Origin of the sequence: Streptomyces flavochromogenes, from assembly GCF_000717595.1 — a bacterium.
Classification (GTDB): domain Bacteria; phylum Actinomycetota; class Actinomycetes; order Streptomycetales; family Streptomycetaceae; genus Streptomyces; species Streptomyces flavochromogenes.
Window position 1 is genome coordinate 174,652 of sequence record NZ_JNZO01000014.1, and the last position, 16,560, is coordinate 191,211.

Annotated in this window: 13 protein-coding genes; 10 read left to right on the forward strand and 3 right to left on the reverse strand. The window is 72.3% G+C overall.

The features are described from left to right. Positions 1 to 134 precede the first annotated feature (134 nt). The 3 genes from IF00_RS0118795 to IF00_RS0118805 all read left to right on the forward strand — a co-directional run bounded on the left by IF00_RS0118795 (position 135) and on the right by IF00_RS0118805 (position 3,142). Positions 135 to 1,523 carry an MBL fold metallo-hydrolase gene (locus IF00_RS0118795; protein WP_030319506.1) on the forward strand — a complete coding sequence of 463 codons (1,389 nt, stop codon included), beginning with the start codon at positions 135 to 137 and terminating at the stop codon, positions 1,521 to 1,523. Between the two features lie 144 nt (positions 1,524 to 1,667). Further along, a complete protein-coding gene (locus IF00_RS0118800) occupies positions 1,668 to 2,255 on the forward strand; it encodes a rhodanese-like domain-containing protein (RefSeq protein WP_030319507.1) in 588 nt (195 codons plus the stop codon). Beyond that, a complete protein-coding gene (locus IF00_RS0118805) occupies positions 2,252 to 3,142 on the forward strand; it encodes a sulfite exporter TauE/SafE family protein (RefSeq protein ID WP_030319508.1) in 891 nt (296 codons plus the stop codon). Before IF00_RS0118800 ends, IF00_RS0118805 begins: the two co-directional genes overlap by 4 nt. Before the next feature lie 59 nt (positions 3,143 to 3,201). On the opposite strand, the gene IF00_RS0118810 is transcribed toward IF00_RS0118805, so the two are convergent. Both IF00_RS0118810 and IF00_RS0118815 read right to left on the reverse strand, forming a co-directional pair. After that, the gene (locus tag IF00_RS0118810) at positions 3,202 to 3,594 is read right to left on the reverse strand and encodes a VOC family protein (RefSeq protein ID WP_030319510.1); all 393 of its coding nucleotides are present in this window, start codon (positions 3,592 to 3,594) and stop codon (positions 3,202 to 3,204) included. Further along, positions 3,591 to 3,893 carry an ArsR/SmtB family transcription factor gene (locus IF00_RS0118815; protein ID WP_030319513.1) on the reverse strand — a complete coding sequence of 101 codons (303 nt, stop codon included), beginning with the start codon at positions 3,891 to 3,893 and terminating at the stop codon, positions 3,591 to 3,593. The genes IF00_RS0118810 and IF00_RS0118815 overlap by 4 nt, the downstream gene beginning before the upstream one ends. A 293-nt stretch (positions 3,894 to 4,186) precedes the next feature. On the opposite strand from IF00_RS0118815, the gene IF00_RS0118820 reads away from it, so the two are divergent. Together IF00_RS0118820 and IF00_RS0118825 are read left to right on the forward strand one after the other, a co-directional pair. Further along, complete coding sequence (locus IF00_RS0118820) at positions 4,187 to 4,855, forward strand: macro domain-containing protein (RefSeq protein WP_030319515.1); 669 nt, start codon at positions 4,187 to 4,189, stop codon at positions 4,853 to 4,855. Positions 4,856 to 4,979: 124 nt separating this feature from the next. Then, positions 4,980 to 6,632 carry an ADP-ribosyltransferase domain-containing protein gene (locus tag IF00_RS0118825; protein ID WP_030319517.1) on the forward strand — a complete coding sequence of 551 codons (1,653 nt, stop codon included), beginning with the start codon at positions 4,980 to 4,982 and terminating at the stop codon, positions 6,630 to 6,632. A gap of 56 nt (positions 6,633 to 6,688) precedes the next feature. Here IF00_RS0118825 and IF00_RS0118830 read toward each other — a convergent pair whose 3' ends face one another. Beyond that, entirely contained in the window at positions 6,689 to 7,744 is a 1,056-nt protein-coding gene (locus tag IF00_RS0118830) for a phosphotransferase (RefSeq protein WP_030319519.1), read from the reverse strand. 370 nt (positions 7,745 to 8,114) lie between these two features. Here IF00_RS0118830 and IF00_RS0118835 point away from each other — a divergent pair, with 370 nt between their 5' ends. From IF00_RS0118835 to IF00_RS0118855, 5 genes are all read left to right on the forward strand, one after another. Then, complete coding sequence (locus IF00_RS0118835) at positions 8,115 to 9,482, forward strand: chitinase (protein ID WP_030319521.1); 1,368 nt, start codon at positions 8,115 to 8,117, stop codon at positions 9,480 to 9,482. A 64-nt stretch (positions 9,483 to 9,546) separates the two neighbouring features. Next, a complete protein-coding gene (locus tag IF00_RS0118840) occupies positions 9,547 to 11,832 on the forward strand; it encodes an RICIN domain-containing protein (RefSeq protein WP_078944759.1) in 2,286 nt (761 codons plus the stop codon). Then, a complete protein-coding gene (locus IF00_RS0118845; RefSeq protein WP_030319528.1) occupies positions 11,829 to 13,094 on the forward strand; it encodes a ThuA domain-containing protein in 1,266 nt (421 codons plus the stop codon). The genes IF00_RS0118840 and IF00_RS0118845 overlap by 4 nt, the downstream gene beginning before the upstream one ends. Before the next feature lie 307 nt (positions 13,095 to 13,401). Further along, positions 13,402 to 15,756 (forward strand): alpha-N-acetylglucosaminidase, encoded by a 2,355-nt coding sequence (locus tag IF00_RS0118850; RefSeq protein ID WP_245234568.1) that lies wholly within the window; start codon positions 13,402 to 13,404, stop codon positions 15,754 to 15,756. Between the two features lie 71 nt (positions 15,757 to 15,827). Further along, on the forward strand, positions 15,828 to 16,454 hold the full coding sequence (locus IF00_RS0118855; protein ID WP_388307617.1) for a maleylpyruvate isomerase family mycothiol-dependent enzyme: 627 nt from the start codon (positions 15,828 to 15,830) through the stop codon (positions 16,452 to 16,454). The last annotated feature ends 106 nt before the right edge of the window (positions 16,455 to 16,560 follow it).

A 16,560-nucleotide genomic window follows, 5' to 3' on the forward strand; every position in this document is an offset into this window, starting at 1 on the left:
CCCACCCCGACGCATACCTAGGGGGGTATTTGACTTGCCACGACGAGCCCCTTTACGGTCGAGAGCACATACCCAGGGGGGTATCGAGAACCAAGGGGTACCCCGGTGTGTGCCTACCGCATGAAAGGACTGCCGTGTTCTTCGCCCAGTACTACCTCGACTGCCTCTCCCAGGCGTCCTACATGATCGCCGACGAGCGGAACGGCCAGGCGGTGGTCGTCGACCCGCGCCGCGACGTCTCCGAGTACCTGGCCGACGCCCGCGCCCGCGGCCTGACCGTGGTCGGCGTCATCAACACCCACTTCCACGCCGACTTCGTGGCCGGCCATCTGGAGCTGGCCGACAGCACCGGCGCCTGGATCGGCTACGGCAGCCGCGCCGAGACCGAGTACCCGATCCGCAAGCTGGCCGAGGGCGAGCGGATCACCCTCGGCGACGTCGCCCTGGAGATCATGGAGACACCCGGGCACACTCCGGAGTCGATCAGCGTCCTGGTGTACGAGCACGGTGAGGACACCGTCCCGTACGGCGTCCTCACCGGCGACGCGCTGTTCATCGGCGACGTCGGCCGCCCCGATCTGCTCGCCTCCGTCGGCGTCACCGCCGGGGAACTCGGCGCGATGCTCCACGACAGCGTCCAGAACAAACTGATGGCCCTCCCCGACGAGGTGCGGGTCTTCCCGGCCCACGGGGCAGGCTCCGCCTGCGGCAAGAGCCTCTCCACAGAGAAGCAGTCCACGATCGGGGCACAGCGCGCCACCAACTACGCCTGCGCGCCCATGAGCCGCGACGCCTTCGTCGCGCTGGTCACCGCCGGGCAGCCCGCCGCCCCGGGCTACTTCGCCTACGACGCCGAGCTCAACCGCAGGAACCGGGACCGGTACGACGCCGCGGCGGCGGCGCGCTCGCTCTCCCGGGCCGAGTTCGCCGAGCTCCGCCGGTCGGGCGCGGTCGTCGTCGACGCGCGCTCACCCCAGGATTTCGCGGCCGGCCACCTGCGGGGCGCGGTGAACGTCCCGGCCGACGGCCGGTTCGCCGAGCAGGCCGGCACCGTCCTCGACCCCGTCGACGAGCTGGTCGTCATCGCGCCGGAGAACCGCGAGGAGGAGGTCGTCACCCGCCTCGCCAGGATCGGCTTCGACCGGGTGGCGGGCCATCTGCGCGACCCCGAGGACGCTCTGGAGGAGCTGGCCGACGAGGTCACCCCGGCGAGCCGGCTGACCGCCGCCCAGCTCCGGGCCGCGCTCGCGGGCGAGCACCCTCCGGTGGTCGTGGACGTCCGCACCTGCGGTGAGCGCGAGGCGAACGGCTTCATCGACGACGCCCTGCACATCCCCCTGAGCGAGCTTCCCCGGCGCGCGGACGAGCTGCCCACCGACCGACCCCTGGTCGTGCACTGCGCCGGCGGTCACCGCTCCTCCATCGCGGCGAGCCTGCTGCGCCACCGCGGCTTCGGGGACGTCTCCGACGTCCTGGGCGGCCACGCGGCCCTGACCCAGCCCGCGCCCCCTGCCGCCGCCTGACCCTTCAGGCGCTCCCGGGGTTCCAGGGGTCTCGCCGCTCCGCCGCGGCGGCCCTTCAGACGCTCCCATATACCCCCACGGGTATCCCTCGCCCGTCCGCCCTCCCGCCTCTCCACCCGTCCGTCCATCCATCCGGAGTCACGCATGAGCGCCACGTCCTCACCCGCCCCGTCGTCCCTCACCCCCGTCCTCCTGCACCAGCTCGTCCAGGAAGGGCGCGCCCCGCGCCTCCTCGACGTCCGCACGCCCGGCGAGTTCCACACCGTCCATATCCCGGGCTCGTACAACGTCCCCCTGGACACCCTGCGGGAGCACCGCGCCGAGCTCCTCTCCCACCTCGACGAGGACGTCGTCCTCGTCTGCCGGTCGGGGGCCCGGGCCGCGCAGGCCGAGCAGGCGCTCGCCGGGGCGGGGCTGCCGAACCTCCGCGTCCTCGACGGCGGGATGAACGCCTGGGAGGCGGCCGGGGCGCCCGTGAACCGCGGCCCCGAGCGCTGGGACTTGGAGCGCCAGGTGCGCCTCGTCGCGGGCTCCGTCGTCCTGGCCACCGGTCTCGTCGGCGTCCTGGTGCCGGGCGTCCATCTGATCGGTACGGCGATCGGCGCGGGACTGACCTACGCGGCCCTCAGCAACTCCTGCATGATGGGCGTCCTGCTCTCCAAGCTGCCGTACAACCGCGGCCCCCGCCCCGACATCCGCTCGGTGATCGCGGAGCTGCGGAGCACGCCGTGACCGTGCTCCTCGTCGCCGCCTCCCTGCTCATCGGCGTGAGCCTGGGCGTGCTCGGGGGCGGCGGCTCGATCCTGACGGTGCCGATCCTGGTGTATCTGGCGGGTCAGGGCACCAAGGAGGCGATCGCCTCCTCGCTGTTCGTGGTCGGTGTCACCAGCCTGGCCGCCCTGGTCCCCCACGCGTGGGCGCGGCGGGTCCGATGGCGGACCGGCCTGCTCTTCGGCGCATTCAGCATGGCCGGGGCGTACGGGGGCGGGCGGCTCGCGGAGTACGTGCCGGGCCCGGTCCTCCTCGTCGGCTTCGCGCTGATGATGCTGGCCACGGCGGTGGCGATGCTCCGCCGACCGCGCCACGGGCACGGGCAGGACCGGCCCGAGCCCGATCGAGCCGAGGGTGATCGGCCCGAGAAGGGCGGCCCGGCCCTCGCGGGCATCTCCGCCAGGGGCCTGGCGGTGGGTGCCGTGACGGGTCTTGTCGGGTCCGGCGGCGGCTTTCTCGTCGTCCCGGCCCTGGCGGTCCTCGGCGGACTGCCGATGGGCCTCGCGGTCGGGACCTCGCTCCTCGTCATCGCGATGAACTCGTTCGCCGGACTCGCCGGTCACCTCACGGGCGTGACGATCGACTGGGGTCTCGCCCTGACGGTCACCGCGGCCGCCGTGATCGGCAGCACGGCCGGCGCGCGGCTGGCGGGGCGCATCCCGCAGCACACCCTGCGGGCGGCCTTCGGCTGGTTCGTCGTCGTCATGGGGGTCCTCGTTCTGGCGCAGCAGCTCCCCGCTGCCGTCTGGACGCACCCCGCCACCTGGGCGGTGCTCGGCGCCGGGGTCGGAAGCGGCACGACGGCCGTGATCGCCTCCCGTGCACGGCGCGCCCCGCAGCACCCCTGACGGGGCGCGCGGGGCCACTGCGGCGCCACCGGTCGAGCGTGCCGCCGACGCCGTACGCACTACCGCGGCTTGGTCGCGATCTGGATCAGGTTCCCGCAGGTGTCGTCGAGGACGGCGGTGGTGACGGGGCCCATGTCCAGCGGCTCCTGGGTGAACCGAACCCCGAGGGCGGTCAGCCGCTCGAACTCCGCCCGTACGTCGTCCACGGCGAACTGGGCGAGCGGGATGCCGTCCTGGACGAGCGCATCGCGGTATGGCTTGACGGCCGGGTGACCGGCGGGCTCCAGGAGGAGTTCGGTGCCTTCGAGCTCGTCGGGCGAGACGACGGTCAGCCAGCGGTCCGTCTCGCCCAGCGGGACGTCGTGCTTCTTCACGAAGCCGAGGATCTCGGTGTAGAAGCGCTCGGCCTTGGCCTGGTCGTCGACGAAGACGCTGGTCAGATGGATCTTCATGGGGTGTTCTCCTCCGGTCCGGACGGGTGGGGTGCGAGCCACCGGTCGGCGATCTGCCGCAACGGGCCCGTGTTCAGGTCGTGGAACTTGTAGCGCCCCTCCCGTCTCGTCTCGACGAGCCCGGCGGCCTCCAGCACGGCAAGATGCTGGGAGACACCCTGGCGCGAGATGCCGAGCTGATGCTTCATGCTCAGCCGCGCGCAGATCTCGAACAGTGTCTGTCCGGACTTCTGCGCCAGCTCGTCGAGGATGGTGCGGCGGGTGGGGTCGGCCAATGCTTTGAAGAGGTCGTCGGCCACCTCTCCAGAATAGGCAAGCAATCACTTGCCTATCAAGTCGAGGCGGAGCCCCCGGGTCCGGGACCGCCGAAGCGACCGGGCCCCCGAGGGCTCCCTCCGCACCCCGCGTCAGCACGGACGGACGCCGTCCACCGCCCGGTCCGATCGCCCTCCTGCCGGTGCCGGGCGCCGCCGACCAGGCGCGGCGGGCGGGGACGGCCGCACGGGCCGGGCGGCCTCCGTCACGACCGCGTTGTCAGTGCCTCGCGATAGCTTCGATCTTGTTCGAGCGGTTGCGCGAGAGGGGCGAATTCGTGGGTGTCGGACGTGCGTTGAGGGTCGTTCTGGTCGATGTCAACGACGAGGTGGTGGCGGCCTGGCGGTCCGCGTTCGCGGACACGCCCGAGGTGGAGATCCGGCGCGGATCCCTGCTCGACGTGGATGTCGACGCATGGGTGTCCCCCACCAACGCGCGGGGGCGGATGGACGGTGGCGTCGACGCGGTCGTCAAACGACACCTCGGCGCGGGTATCCAGGTGAGGGTGCAGCGGGCGATCCGCGACCGGTTCGGCGGGAGCCTGCCGGTGGGCAGCGCGGTGTGCGTCCCGTCCGGGGCGACCGTACCGCGGTATCTGATCTCGACGCCGACCATGCGGCAGTCCTCGCAGAACGTCAGCGAGACGATGAACGTGGCGCTGGCGTGCGCGGCGGCGTTCCAGGCGGTGCACCTGCAGAACCGGGTGAAGCCCGGCAGCATCGGGTCGGTGGCGCTCGTGGGGATGGGCGCGCAGACCGGCCGGGTGCCGGCCGTGGTGTGCGCCAATCTGATGTGGACGGGTTACGCGCTCTTCCACGACCACGGGTTCGCGGACTACGACGAGCTGCGGGCCGCGGTGCTCGGGCAGCTCGACGACATCGAGGGAGCGGGGTCCGCGCGGCGGGTCCGGATCAACGTCCCGCAGCGACCTTCCTTTCGCCACTGACGCGAAGGCTCCGCAGGCCGGCACCGCACAGGGCGGGGCCTCCGGCGATGACCTCACCCCATCCGTACAGCACGCCGGCGGGCCCGAGGGGGCGGCCGGTCCGAGTTCTGGGAGTTCCGTCCTCGTGAACGATGTCGACATGACGGCCGCCGGAGACGCGGGTTCCTCCGCCGGGGACCCCCTGGGCCTCGCCGCTCTGTTCACCGGCGGCGGTGAGCCATGGCTTCCGCTGCTGGCTCCGGTGATCGAGGCGCAGCCCGGCGCCGCCGACTTCATCGGTCCGAAGCGCAGCCCGGAGGTGGTTCCGGTGCGCGAGTTGACGTTTCAGGCGCTGAAGCCCCACCCGCCGCACAAGTGGAAGGTGGTCGCCTTCGGGCAGAACCCGTATCCGCGGGCGGAGAGCGCGACCGGCATCGCGATGTTCGACAACACCTTCAACGACTGGAAGGACAGCCAGTTCGGCCGTGTGGTCAGCATCCGCTGCCTCATCAAGGCGGCCGCGATGTGGAAGTACGGCATCGTCAAGAAGACGCCGATCGCCGACGTCCGCGCGCTGTTGAAGAAGGAGGACACCGTCGCGCCGCCTGAGTGGTTCCAGGCGATGCTCACCCAGGGTGTACTGCTGCTCAACGCCTCCCTCACGGCGAGTGCGGACGGAGCGGTGCCGACCGATCGTCACACGTCCTTCTGGCGACCGGTGGCCGAGCAGATCGTCGAGGAGATCCTCCGGGCCAAGCAGGACGCCCCGGAGGAGGACCGGGGTGTGGTGTTCGCCTGGTGGGGCGCGCACGCCCGGAGCCTGAAGAGGGTCGTCCAGCGGCTGGAGAAGAAATATCCGGGGGTCGAGGTCCGGCACCTCGACCACGCCAACCCGGCCGCCCAGGGCGACATCTTCTGCGAAGGGGACCACTTCGCCCGGGTGAACGACGCCCTGGCCGCGGTGGGCGCCGAGCCGGTCGACTGGCTGCCGAGCAAGGGATGGGACCGGAAGTCGGCGGGCGCGGGTGGTGCGGACCGAGGTGATGTCGCCGAGCGGATGGGGGCGTTCATCGCCTCGACGATGGAACTCCACCAGCTGTATCTGGAACGCCTCACGAGCGTCAAGGACGAGGGACTCGTCCTCCCGGCCGTCACCGGGGTGTTCGACACTCCGCTGATGGACTTCCGCAAGGCCGTCGAGCCGGTGTCGCGGGTCCTCGCCCGGCTGGACCGGCACATCGAGAGGTCGAGCGCGTTCGGGCAGGCGAAGATCGCCGAGGCGGCGCTCGGGGAGTCCTCGTTCGGGGAGGGACTCTCCGCCGACGCGATCTCGGCGCTGCACCTCTACACCTGCGAGTCGGCGTTCTACCGCGAGATCAACGCCGTCCTGCGGTCCCCCGACCGGGAGCGGCTGGTGCCCTACCTGCCGTATCTGCGGCTGCTGTTCTCCGCGGTGGAGTCGCTGCCGGCGCAGACCCGGCCGTTGTGGCGCGGTGTGGCCCTTGACCTGCGGTCGCAGTATCCGCTGGGGCAGACGGTGACGTGGTGGGGCGTGTCGTCCTGCACGTCCGAGCTGGGCGTGGCGAAGGCGTTCCTCGGGAGCCGCGGACGGCGGACCCTGTTCGAGGTCACGCCGGCACGGGCGGTGGCGATCCGGCGGTTCTCCGCCTTCACGGGCGAGGAGGAGTACATCCTCGCGCCGGGCACCCAGCTGAAGGTGACGGAGGTGAAGGCCGAGCGCGGCGGCCTCTGCACCGTGCGGCTGACAGAGCTGGAGGGGCGGGGACTGGTGTCCTAGGGGGTACTCGTCGATCGGGCCGGGCGCCGCGCGCCCGGCCCGATCGACACCCCCTACTACCAGGGGCGGGCGTCGGGCGTGGGCAGCGGACGCAATGTCGACCAGCGTTCGAGCAGGCGGTCGGCCAGGGCGGAGCCGAGGCGGCCGAGGGCGTGCAGATGATCGTGGTCGCGAGTCATGTCGGCGACCACGCCCAGGCGGTGGACGAGCCGCTCGCGGGCGGAGACGTAGCCCCACTCGAAGTCCTCGGCGGGCACCCGGGCGAGCTGGTCGACCGTTCCGCGGTGGGCCCGCTCGACGAGCGCGTCGCCCTGGATCAGCCAGCCCGCGCACGCGTCGGCGAGGTCACCCGGCACGTCCTTCCCGGTGAGACCGCGCCAGGTGGTCCGGTAGATGTCCTCGACCTCCGCGAGCGGGGCCGCGGTGACCGACATGGCGCACCAGCAGGTGGGGAAGCCGATGCGGAAGTAGGCGAGTTCGATCAGGCCGTTGCCGAGCGAGGCCCGTTCGAAGTCGACGAAGCGGACGCCGTCGGCGGTGCGCAGATCATTGCCGGGGCAGGGGTCGCCGTGCAGCAGCGCGTGGTGCGGAGTGGGGTCCAACCGCTCCAGGAGTCCGGCGAGTTCATCGGGAACCCTGGACGGGATGGGCACGTCGAGCGCCCTGGCCAGGGCGAGGAAGGACTCCGCGTCGGCGGCCGTGGGTCCCGACGCGACCGGTAGTGCGCCCGCGTCGGCGGGCCCGGTCAGGGCGTGAAGCCGGGCGAGCGACTCGGCGTACCCCGGCATCCAGTCGTCGGTCCTGCCGAGGTCGTGCAGGTGCTCGAGGACCATCACGCGCGAGGGCAGGTCCGTGGCGAGCACCGCGGGGGCCACGGCCGGCCCGGAGGCCCGCCCCGCCAGGCGCAGCCCGGCGAGTTCCCGGGCGAAGCGCGTGTTCGCATCGGCGCCGGTGTCGCCGTCGTCGGTGATCTGCTTGACGATCACCAGGCGTCGGTCGGTCAGCCGGACCCGCCACACCCGCGACCGCGGGCTGCTGTCCAGGAGTCGGGCCTGCTCGGGGGTGCCCACGGTGGAGAGCAGCGCGTCATCGAACGGAACACGGTTCAGCATGCGGACGAGCGTAGCCGCACGTTCGCACGTGCGAGCGAGCACCTCGGCCCCGCCGCAGCCCTCGTTCGGAACCCCTTCGGAACATCGTGCCGGCCGCGCCCGACGACGCTCTCCGTCGCCTCCGCCGTCAACACTTCACGCCAGCTCTCGACAAAACCCAACTCGGTTCGCAGCTAGGGGCGTTGTGCGTTCAAGGCCTGAATGCGCGAACCCTTGACGCCTCTGGTTCAGACCTTTACTTTTGCCGCTCAGAAAGTGGAATGGCGTTCACGTCCTTGAACCGCCTGGTCGACCCGGTAGCTCCGCGGTGGGCGCCGCCGCCCGGCCCCGTCCACCGACGAACCCTCCCCCCACCCGAGAGGACCCCCACATGCACCGGACCCGTCTGCCACTCACCGTGGCCGCACTCGCCCTCGCCGCCGGCGGTCTCACCGTCGCCACCGACGCCCCCGCCCAGGCCGCCGCCGGCCGGATCACCGGCATCGGCGGCAAGTGCGTCGACGTCGCGGGGGCCAACCCCGCGAACGGCACCCCCGTCCAGCTGTACGACTGCAACGACACCGCCGCCCAGACCTGGGACGTCGGCGCCGACGGCACCCTCAAGGCCCTCGGCAAGTGCCTCGACGTGACCTCGGGCGGCACCGCCAGCGGAACGACGATCCAGCTCTGGGACTGCAACGGCTCCGCCGCGCAGCGCTGGACCGTCACCGCCGCCCGCGACATCGTCAACCCGCAGGCCGACAAGTGTCTCGACGCCACGGGCAACAGCTCGGCCAACGGCACCCGGCTGCAGATCTGGACGTGCACCGGCGCCGCCAACCAGAAGTGGACGGCGCCCCCGGCCGGTGGCACCGGACCGGCCCCCGGCGGGAACATGGCGGTCGCGCCGTACCTCTACAACGGCTGGGGCAGCCCGCCGAGCCCGACCACCGTCATGAACGCCACCGGCGTCAAGTGGTTCACACTCGCCTTCGTCCTCAGCAACGGCTACTGCAATCCCCAGTGGGACGGTGGCCGCCCCCTCGTCGGCGGCGTCGACCAGCAGACGGTCAACACGATCCGGGCGGCCGGCGGCGACGTCATCCCCTCCTTCGGCGGCTGGAGCGGCAACAAGCTGGAGAGCTCCTGCTCCAGCGCGGGCGAACTCGCCGCCGCGTACCAGAAGGTGATCAACGCGTACGGTCTCAAGGCCATCGACATCGACATCGAGGCCGCCGCCTACGACAGCCCCACCGTCCAGCAGCGCACGGTCGACGCCCTCAAGAGGGTCAAGGCCGACAACCCCGGCCTGAAGGTGTACGTCACCTTCGGGACCGGCCAGAACGGCCCCGACACCGGCCTCGTCGACCGGGCCGCCGCGGCCGGCCTCACGGTCGACAGCTGGACCATCATGCCGTTCAACTTCGGCGGCAACGGACAGAACATGGGCACCCTCACCGTCCGCGCGGCCGAGGGTCTCAAGACCGCGGTGAAGAACGCGTACGGCTACAGCGACGACCAGGCCTACCGCCACACCGGCATCTCCTCGATGAACGGCGTCACGGACGTGGGCGAGACCATCACCCAGGCCGACTTCCGCACGATCCTCGCCTACGCGCAGCAGCGGCACCTGGCCCGGCTGACCTTCTGGTCCGTCAACCGCGACCGGCCCTGCACCGGCGGCGGCGCCGACACCTGCTCCGGGATCGGGCAGCAGGCCTGGGAGTTCACCCGGATCCTCGCGGCGTACAACGGCTGACCCACAGCCCACGGGCCCACGGGCCCCTCCTGCCTCTCTTCCCGCCCCCCACCAAGGAGCCCCCATGCCCACCCCCACCTCCCGGGGCAGCGCCGCGCCCCGGCGCCCCGCCCGCGCCCGCCCACGCCCCCGGCGCCTGGCGGCGGTCCTGGCCACCGGCGCTGTGGCCTGCTCGGCCCTCGTCGCCCTCTCCCCCGGATCCGCCGCCACGGCCGTCTCCCCCTCCGGATCCGGAGCCGGAGCCAGGGCCGCGGCCGCGGCCGAGATCCCCACCGGTACCGTCACCGTCGTGAACGCGGGCAGCGGCAAGTGCCTCGACGCACGCGCCGCCGCGACCGCCAACGGCACCGCGGTCCAGCAGTACGCGTGCAACGGCACCACCGCCCAGCAGTGGACCGTGACACCGACCTCGGACGGCCACGTCCGGATCGGCGCCCGCGACGACTCCGCCCAGGTCGTCGACGTCAGCGACGTCTCGACCGCCGACAACGCCGCCGTCCACCTGTGGACCTACGGCGGAGGACTCAACCAGCAGTGGCGGGCCGTCGACGAGGGAGGCGGCGCCTTCCACCTCGTCAACCGCAACAGCGGAAAGTGCCTCGACGTCCCCGCCGCGTCCACCGGCGACAGCGTGCAGCTCGTCCAGTACACCTGCAACGGCACGGCCGCCCAGCGCTTCCGGGTCACGCCGGTCGGCACCGCGCCCGGCGACGTCGACCTCGGGCCGAACGTCGTCGTGCTCGACCCGTCGATGCCCTCGGCGACCGTCCAGGGCCGGCTGAACACGATCTTCCAGCGCCAGGAGACCAACCAGTTCGGGCCGGAGCGGTACGCCGTCCTGTTCAAGCCGGGCACGTACAACAACGATGTCAACGTCGGCTTCTACACCCAGGTTCTCGGGCTCGGCCAGTCCCCCGACTCCGTGACGATCAACGGCGCCGTGCACGTGGAGGCCGACTGGTTCCCGCCGCAGAACGCGACCCAGAACTTCTGGCGCGGCGCCGAGAACCTCTCCGTCACCCCCACCGGCGGCACCGACCGCTGGGCCGTGTCCCAGGCCTCGGCGTACCGCCGGATGCACGTCCGCGGCAACCTGGAACTGAGCGACGGCGGCTGGTCGAGCGGCGGTTTCATGGCCGATACCAAGATCGACGGCCAGGTCCGCTCCGGCACCCAGCAGCAGTGGCTGACCCGCAACTCCCAGCTCGGCTCCTGGACGGGGTCGAACTGGAACATGGTCTTCGTCGGCAGCCAGGGCGTCCCCGGCACGAGCTTCCCCAACCCGCCGTACACGACCGTCGACCGCTCCCCCGTCGTCCGTGAGAAGCCCTTTCTCACCGTGGACGCCGGAGGCGCCTACCAGGTCGTCGTGCCCGCCCCGCGCACCGACTCCACGGGCACCACGTGGGCGGCCGGCGGCGCCCCCGCCGCGACCCGACTCCCCATCGACCGCTTCCACATCGTGAAGCCGGGCGCGACCGCGGCCCAGATCAACGCCGCCCTCGCCGCCGGCAAGGACCTCCTGGTCACCCCCGGCGTGTACCACCTCGACGAGACCCTCCGGGTCACCCGACCCGGCACCGTGGTCCTCGGCCTCGGCCTCGCCACCTTCGTCCCCGACAACGGCATCACCGCGATGACCGTCGCCGACGTCGACGGGGTCACGATCGCCGGAGTCCTCTTCGACGCCGGTACGGTCAACTCGCCTACCCTGCTGGAGCTCGGCCCCGCCGGATCGTCCGCCTCCCACGCGGCCGACCCGACCTCGCTCCACGACGTGTACTTCCGCGTCGGCGGCGCGGCCGTCGGCAAGGCGACCACCAGTCTGGTCGTCAACAGCGACCACGTCATCGGCGACCACCTGTGGGTCTGGCGCGCGGACCACGGCACGGGCGTCGGCTGGAACACCAACACCGCCGACACCGGCCTCGTCGTCAACGGCGACGACGTCACCATGTACGGCCTGTTCGTGGAGCACTACCAGAAGCACCAGACCGTCTGGAACGGCAACCGCGGCCGGACGTACTTCTACCAGAACGAAATGCCGTACGACCCGCCCCACCAGGCCGCCTGGATGAACGGTTCGACCCAGGGCTACGCCGCCTACAAGGTCGCCGACTCGGTCACCAGCCACCAGGCCTACGGGCTCGGCAGCTACTGCTACTTCAACGTCAATCCGGGCGTCACCGCCGAGCACGCCATCGAGGCACCCAACCGTCCCGACGTGCGCTTCCGGAACATGGTGACCGTCTCCCTCGGCGGGACCGGCACGATCCGGCACGTCGTCAACGACCGCGGCGGACCGTCCGACTCCTCCACCAACGTCGCGAACCTGGTGAGTTACCCATGAGACGACACCTGACACGACTGCTCGGCCTGATGGCGCTCGTCCTCGGCCTCGGCGCGGTCGCACCCGCCCAGGCGGCCCCGGCCGCACCCGACTTCCGGGTGATCGCGTTCTACAACGGAACCTGGGACGCGGCCCACATCGACTTCGTGAAGGAGGCCAACGACTGGTTCCCCCGGACGGCCGCCGCCCAGAACTTCTCCTACACGGCGTCCACCGACTGGAACCTGCTCGCCAACGGCGGCGTGAACGCGTACGACGTCGTCCTCTTCCTCGACGACGCCCCCCAGAGCGCGGCCCAACGCGCCGGCTTCGAGCGGTACATGCGCGACGGCGGCGGCTGGCTCGGCTTCCACGTCTCGGCGTTCACGACGAACGCCTCCGGCTGGAACTGGTACTACAACCAGTTCCTGGGCAGCGGGAACTTCCGCTCCAACACCTGGGGTCCGACCACCGCCGTCGTCCGCACGGAGAACGGCTCCCACCCGGCCGCGGCCGGTCTGCCCACGACATGGACCTCCGCCGTCAGCGAGTGGTACAGCTGGTCGAACAACCTGCGGTCCAACCCGTCGATCAAGGTGCTCGCCTCGGTCGACCCGGTCGGCTTCCCGCTGGGCACCGACCCGAACCAGTCCTGGTACAGCGGTGACTACCCGCTCGTGTGGACCAACACGCAGTACCGCATGCTGTACGCGAACTTCGGCCACAACGCCATGAACTACGAGACCGGCACCCGGCTCTCCTCCACGTTCGCCGACCCCACCCAGAACCGGCTCCTCCTCGACGGCCTCCGGTGGCTGGCGGGCGCCGGGACCACCCCGCCCGGCCCGTTCCCCGGGGACTCCTGGTACACCCTCGCCGCCGAGGCGAACGGACTGTGCGTCGACGTCAGGGCGGCGGGCACGGCCGACGGCACCCCCGTCCAGCAGTACCCCTGCAACGGCACCCAGGCCCAGCAGTTCCGCTTCACCCCGACGACCGACGGCCACACCCGGATCGGCGTCCGTACCGCTCCCCAGCAGTCCGTCGACGTCACGGACCGGTCGACGGCCGACGGGGCGCCACTGCAACTGTGGTCCTACGGGGGCGGCACGAACCAGCAGTGGCTGCCGGTGGCCGAGCCCTCCGGCCGGTACCACTTCGTCGCCCGCCACAGCGGCAAGTGCCTCACCACGACCGGCACGACCGCGGTCGGTGTCGCCCTCGTCCAACGCCGCTGCGACGGCTCCCCGTCGCAGAGCTTCCGCCCCACCGCGATGCCCTGACGGTCCCCCAGGACGTCACACCCCGCGGCCCCCGGGAACCCCGTGCCCGGGGGCCGCGACAAGGGACCCTCCGATACCGCCGCCCCCCGGGCGGCGGTATCGGCATGCGCGCCCGGCGCCCCGGACCGATCATCCGTACATGGCAGGTACTCCCCCACTTCCCGGGCCGACCGGCGCCGCCGGTACACCGGCGCCCCGTCAGAAGGGCGCGCCCGCGGCCCCGCCGGGTGCGGTGTCGCTAGTCTTCGTCGACCGGACCTCCCGAAGCACGCCTCGCCTTTCCGCTCGACCCGCAGCAGGGAGCCAGATGGGCCGTCGCCCGATCCTTCGATGCCGTGCCGTCCTCGTCACCACGGCCCTCGCCGCCGTGATGACGACCGCGCTCGGAGTGCCACCGCTGTCGGGGGCCATCGCCTCGGCGGTCACGCCCGCCCCCGGCCCGCGGCCCGCGTCCGCCGGATCGGTCGCGCCGGCCGTCGGCACCCGGTCGGCCGCGGACGCCCCGTCCGGCCTCTTCGACGCCGCACCCGCCCGGGCGAGCCTGGAGCGCCTGCTGCCCTCCCGGGCGGCGCAGTTCACCCTGGTCCCGGTCGAGGAGCCCGCCTCGGGCGACTACTTCGCGGTCTCGGGCGAGGCCGGGGCGATCGTCGTCCGGGGCACCTCGCCGGCCACGCTCCTCACCGGTGTCGGCTGGTACCTGGAGCGGGTCGCCGGGGTCGACATCGGATGGCCCGGCGACAGCGTCGGCCGGCTGCCCGCCACGCTGCCCGCGGTCGCCGGGACCCTCACCCGGTCGGCCTCCGTGCCGCACCGCTACGCCCTGAACGACACCGACGAGGGGTACTCCGGCGCCTACCGCGACTTCGCGTCCTACCAGCACGACATCGACCTGATGGCGCTGCACGGCGTGAACGAGGTCTTCGTCCCCACCGGGGCCGAGTACCCGTACTACCGGGCGCTGCAGGAGTTCGGCTACAGCGCGGCGGAGCTGCGCGCCTGGATCCCCGCGCCGGCCCATCAGGGCTGGTGGCTGCTGCAGAACCTGTCGGGGTTCGGCGGGCCGGTCTCCGAGCAGCTCGTCGAGGCCCGGGCGGCGCTGGGCGGACGGATCGCGAGCCACCTCCGGTCGCTCGGGATGACGCCCGTGCTGCCGGGCTTCTTCGGCACCGTGCCCTCGGACTTCGCGGCGCGCAACGACGGCGCGGTCACCGTCCCGCAGGGCAAGTGGGTGGGCTTCGAGCGGCCCTCCTGGCTGGATCCGACCGGGCCCGTCTTCGCCCCGCTCGCCGCCGCCTACTACCGCTTCCAGCAGGCGCGGTTCGGTGTCACCGACATGTTCAAGATGGACCTGCTGCACGAGGGCGGGGTCGCGGGCACGGTGGACGTCGCGGCGGCGGCCGGGTCCGTCCAGCGGGCCCTGGACACCGCGCGTCCCGGCGCCACCTGGGTCATGCTCGGCTGGCAGAACAACCCGACCCCGGCCCTCCTGAGCGGCGTGGACCACCGCCGGGTCCTGATCGTCGACGGCCTCTCCGACCGGTACGACGGGCTCGACCGCGAGGCCCGGTGGGGCGGGACGCCGTACGCGTTCGGCACGATCCCCAACTTCGGCGGCCACACCAGCATCGGCGCCAACACCGGCGCGTGGGTGGACCGCTTCCACGCCTGGCTCGGCAAGCAGGACAGCGCGCTGCGCGGCATCGCGTACCTCCCCGAGGGCACCGGCGCGAACCCCGCCGCGTTCGACCTCTTCACCGAGCTCGCCTGGCAGCAGGATCCGGTCGACCAGAAGGGCTGGTTCGCCGCGTACGCCGCCCGACGCTACGGCGGTACGGACCCCCATGCGGCGGCCGCGTGGGAGCAGCTGCGCCTCGGCCCGTACAGCATGCGGTCCGGGACCTGGAGCGAGCCGCAGGACAGCCTCTTCGCCGCACGGCCGGGTCTGACCGCGACCACCGCCGCGAAATGGAGCCCGAAGGCCATGCGGTACGACTCCGCCACGGTCGAGCGGGCGCTCGCGGAACTGCTCCGGGTGGCGCCCCGGCTGCGGACCACGGACGCGTACCGGTTCGACCTCGTGGACGTGGCGCGTCAGGCGCTCACCAACCGCGGCCGGGTGCTGCTGCCGCGCGTCAAGGCCGCGTACGACGCCGGGGACCTGACGGGCTTCCGGGCGCTGGTTCGGGAGTGGCAGGCGCACGAGGAGCTGCTGGGGCGGCTCGTCGGCTCCGACCGGCGGTTCCTGATCGGTCCCTGGCTGGCCGACGCACGCGCCTGGGGCGCCGACGCGGAGGAACGGGACCGGTTGGAGTACGACGCCCGCTCGATCCTCACGACCTGGGCCGACAGGGGGCCGAGCGAGGCGGGTGGTCTGCGCGACTACGCCAACCGTGAATGGTCCGGCCTCGTCCAGGACGTCTACGCGCCGCGCTGGGCCGCCTACTTCGCGAGTCTCGACCGTGCGCTGGTGAACGGGACCGCGCCGGTCCCCGTCGACTGGTTCGCGCGGGACGACGCCTGGGCGCGGGGCCACCGGCGCTACCCGACGACGCCCACGGGCGACCCCTTCGCCCTGGCGGGCGAGGTGCGCGCCGCCCTGGGGACGGCCACGGGGTCGACGGCAGCCGCTCGGGGCGGGACGTCCGCGGCCGCCGGCCGATGAGTTCTCGCCGTTCCCGGGGTCTACCCGATGTTCGCTGTGCTCGACGAACGACAGCCGATGAGGGAGAAGCCGTGACGGACGATGTCTGGCCGATGGTGCACGCCGAGCGGGCGGCGCTGATCGGCGACCTGGCGCACCTGGAGGACGAGCGGTGGCGGGAGCCGTCGCTCTGCGAGGGCTGGACCGTGCACGACGTGCTCGCCCATCTGGTCGACAACGCCCGCGCGACGCGCCTCGGCTTCCTCAGGGACATGGTGCTCGCGCGGTTCGACTTCGACCGCCAGAACACGCGCGGAGTGGAACGCGAGCGCGGGGCCACTCCGCAGGAGACCCTGGAGCGGTTCCGCCGGGTGGCGTCGAGGACGTCGGCGCCTCCCGCGCCGCTGGACAGCCGGCTCGTCGAGGAGATCGTCCACGGGGAGGACATCCGGCGGCCCCTGGGCCTCGCCCGCTCCTACCCGCCGCGGGCCGTCGTCCGGGCCCTCCGCCTCCAGGCGCGCACCCCGGTGTCGTTCGGCGGAGCGAGGGAACTCCTGTCCCGCGTCCGGATCACGGCGACGGACACCGACCTGACGGCCGGAACCGGGCCCGAGGCACAGGGCCCCGCGCTGTCCCTGCTCCTCGCGGTGACGGGGCGCACGGCGGTGCTGGACGATCTCCACGGTCCGGGGGTGGCCGTGCTGTCGGCGGGCGGCTGAGCCCGCGGGCGCCCGAACGGCACCGGGTCACCGTACGGTCACCTGGAATCCGCCTCCAATACCGTCCTCTACCAGCCACGCGCAAGGTGTCGACCGGAGAATCCTG

Coding starts and splice junctions, on each gene's coding strand:
- IF00_RS0118800 (WP_030319507.1), top strand. CDS start 1,668: ATGAGCGCCACGTCCTCACCCGCCCCGTCGTCCCTCACCCCCGTCCTC.
- IF00_RS0118845 (WP_030319528.1), top strand. CDS start 11,829: ATGAGACGACACCTGACACGACTGCTCGGCCTGATGGCGCTCGTCCTC.
- IF00_RS0118840 (WP_078944759.1), top strand. CDS start 9,547: ATGCCCACCCCCACCTCCCGGGGCAGCGCCGCGCCCCGGCGCCCCGCC.
- IF00_RS0118810 (WP_030319510.1), bottom strand. CDS start 3,594: ATGAAGATCCATCTGACCAGCGTCTTCGTCGACGACCAGGCCAAGGCC.
- IF00_RS0118835 (WP_030319521.1), top strand. CDS start 8,115: ATGCACCGGACCCGTCTGCCACTCACCGTGGCCGCACTCGCCCTCGCC.
- IF00_RS0118850 (WP_245234568.1), top strand. CDS start 13,402: ATGGGCCGTCGCCCGATCCTTCGATGCCGTGCCGTCCTCGTCACCACG.
- IF00_RS0118830 (WP_030319519.1), bottom strand. CDS start 7,744: ATGCTGAACCGTGTTCCGTTCGATGACGCGCTGCTCTCCACCGTGGGC.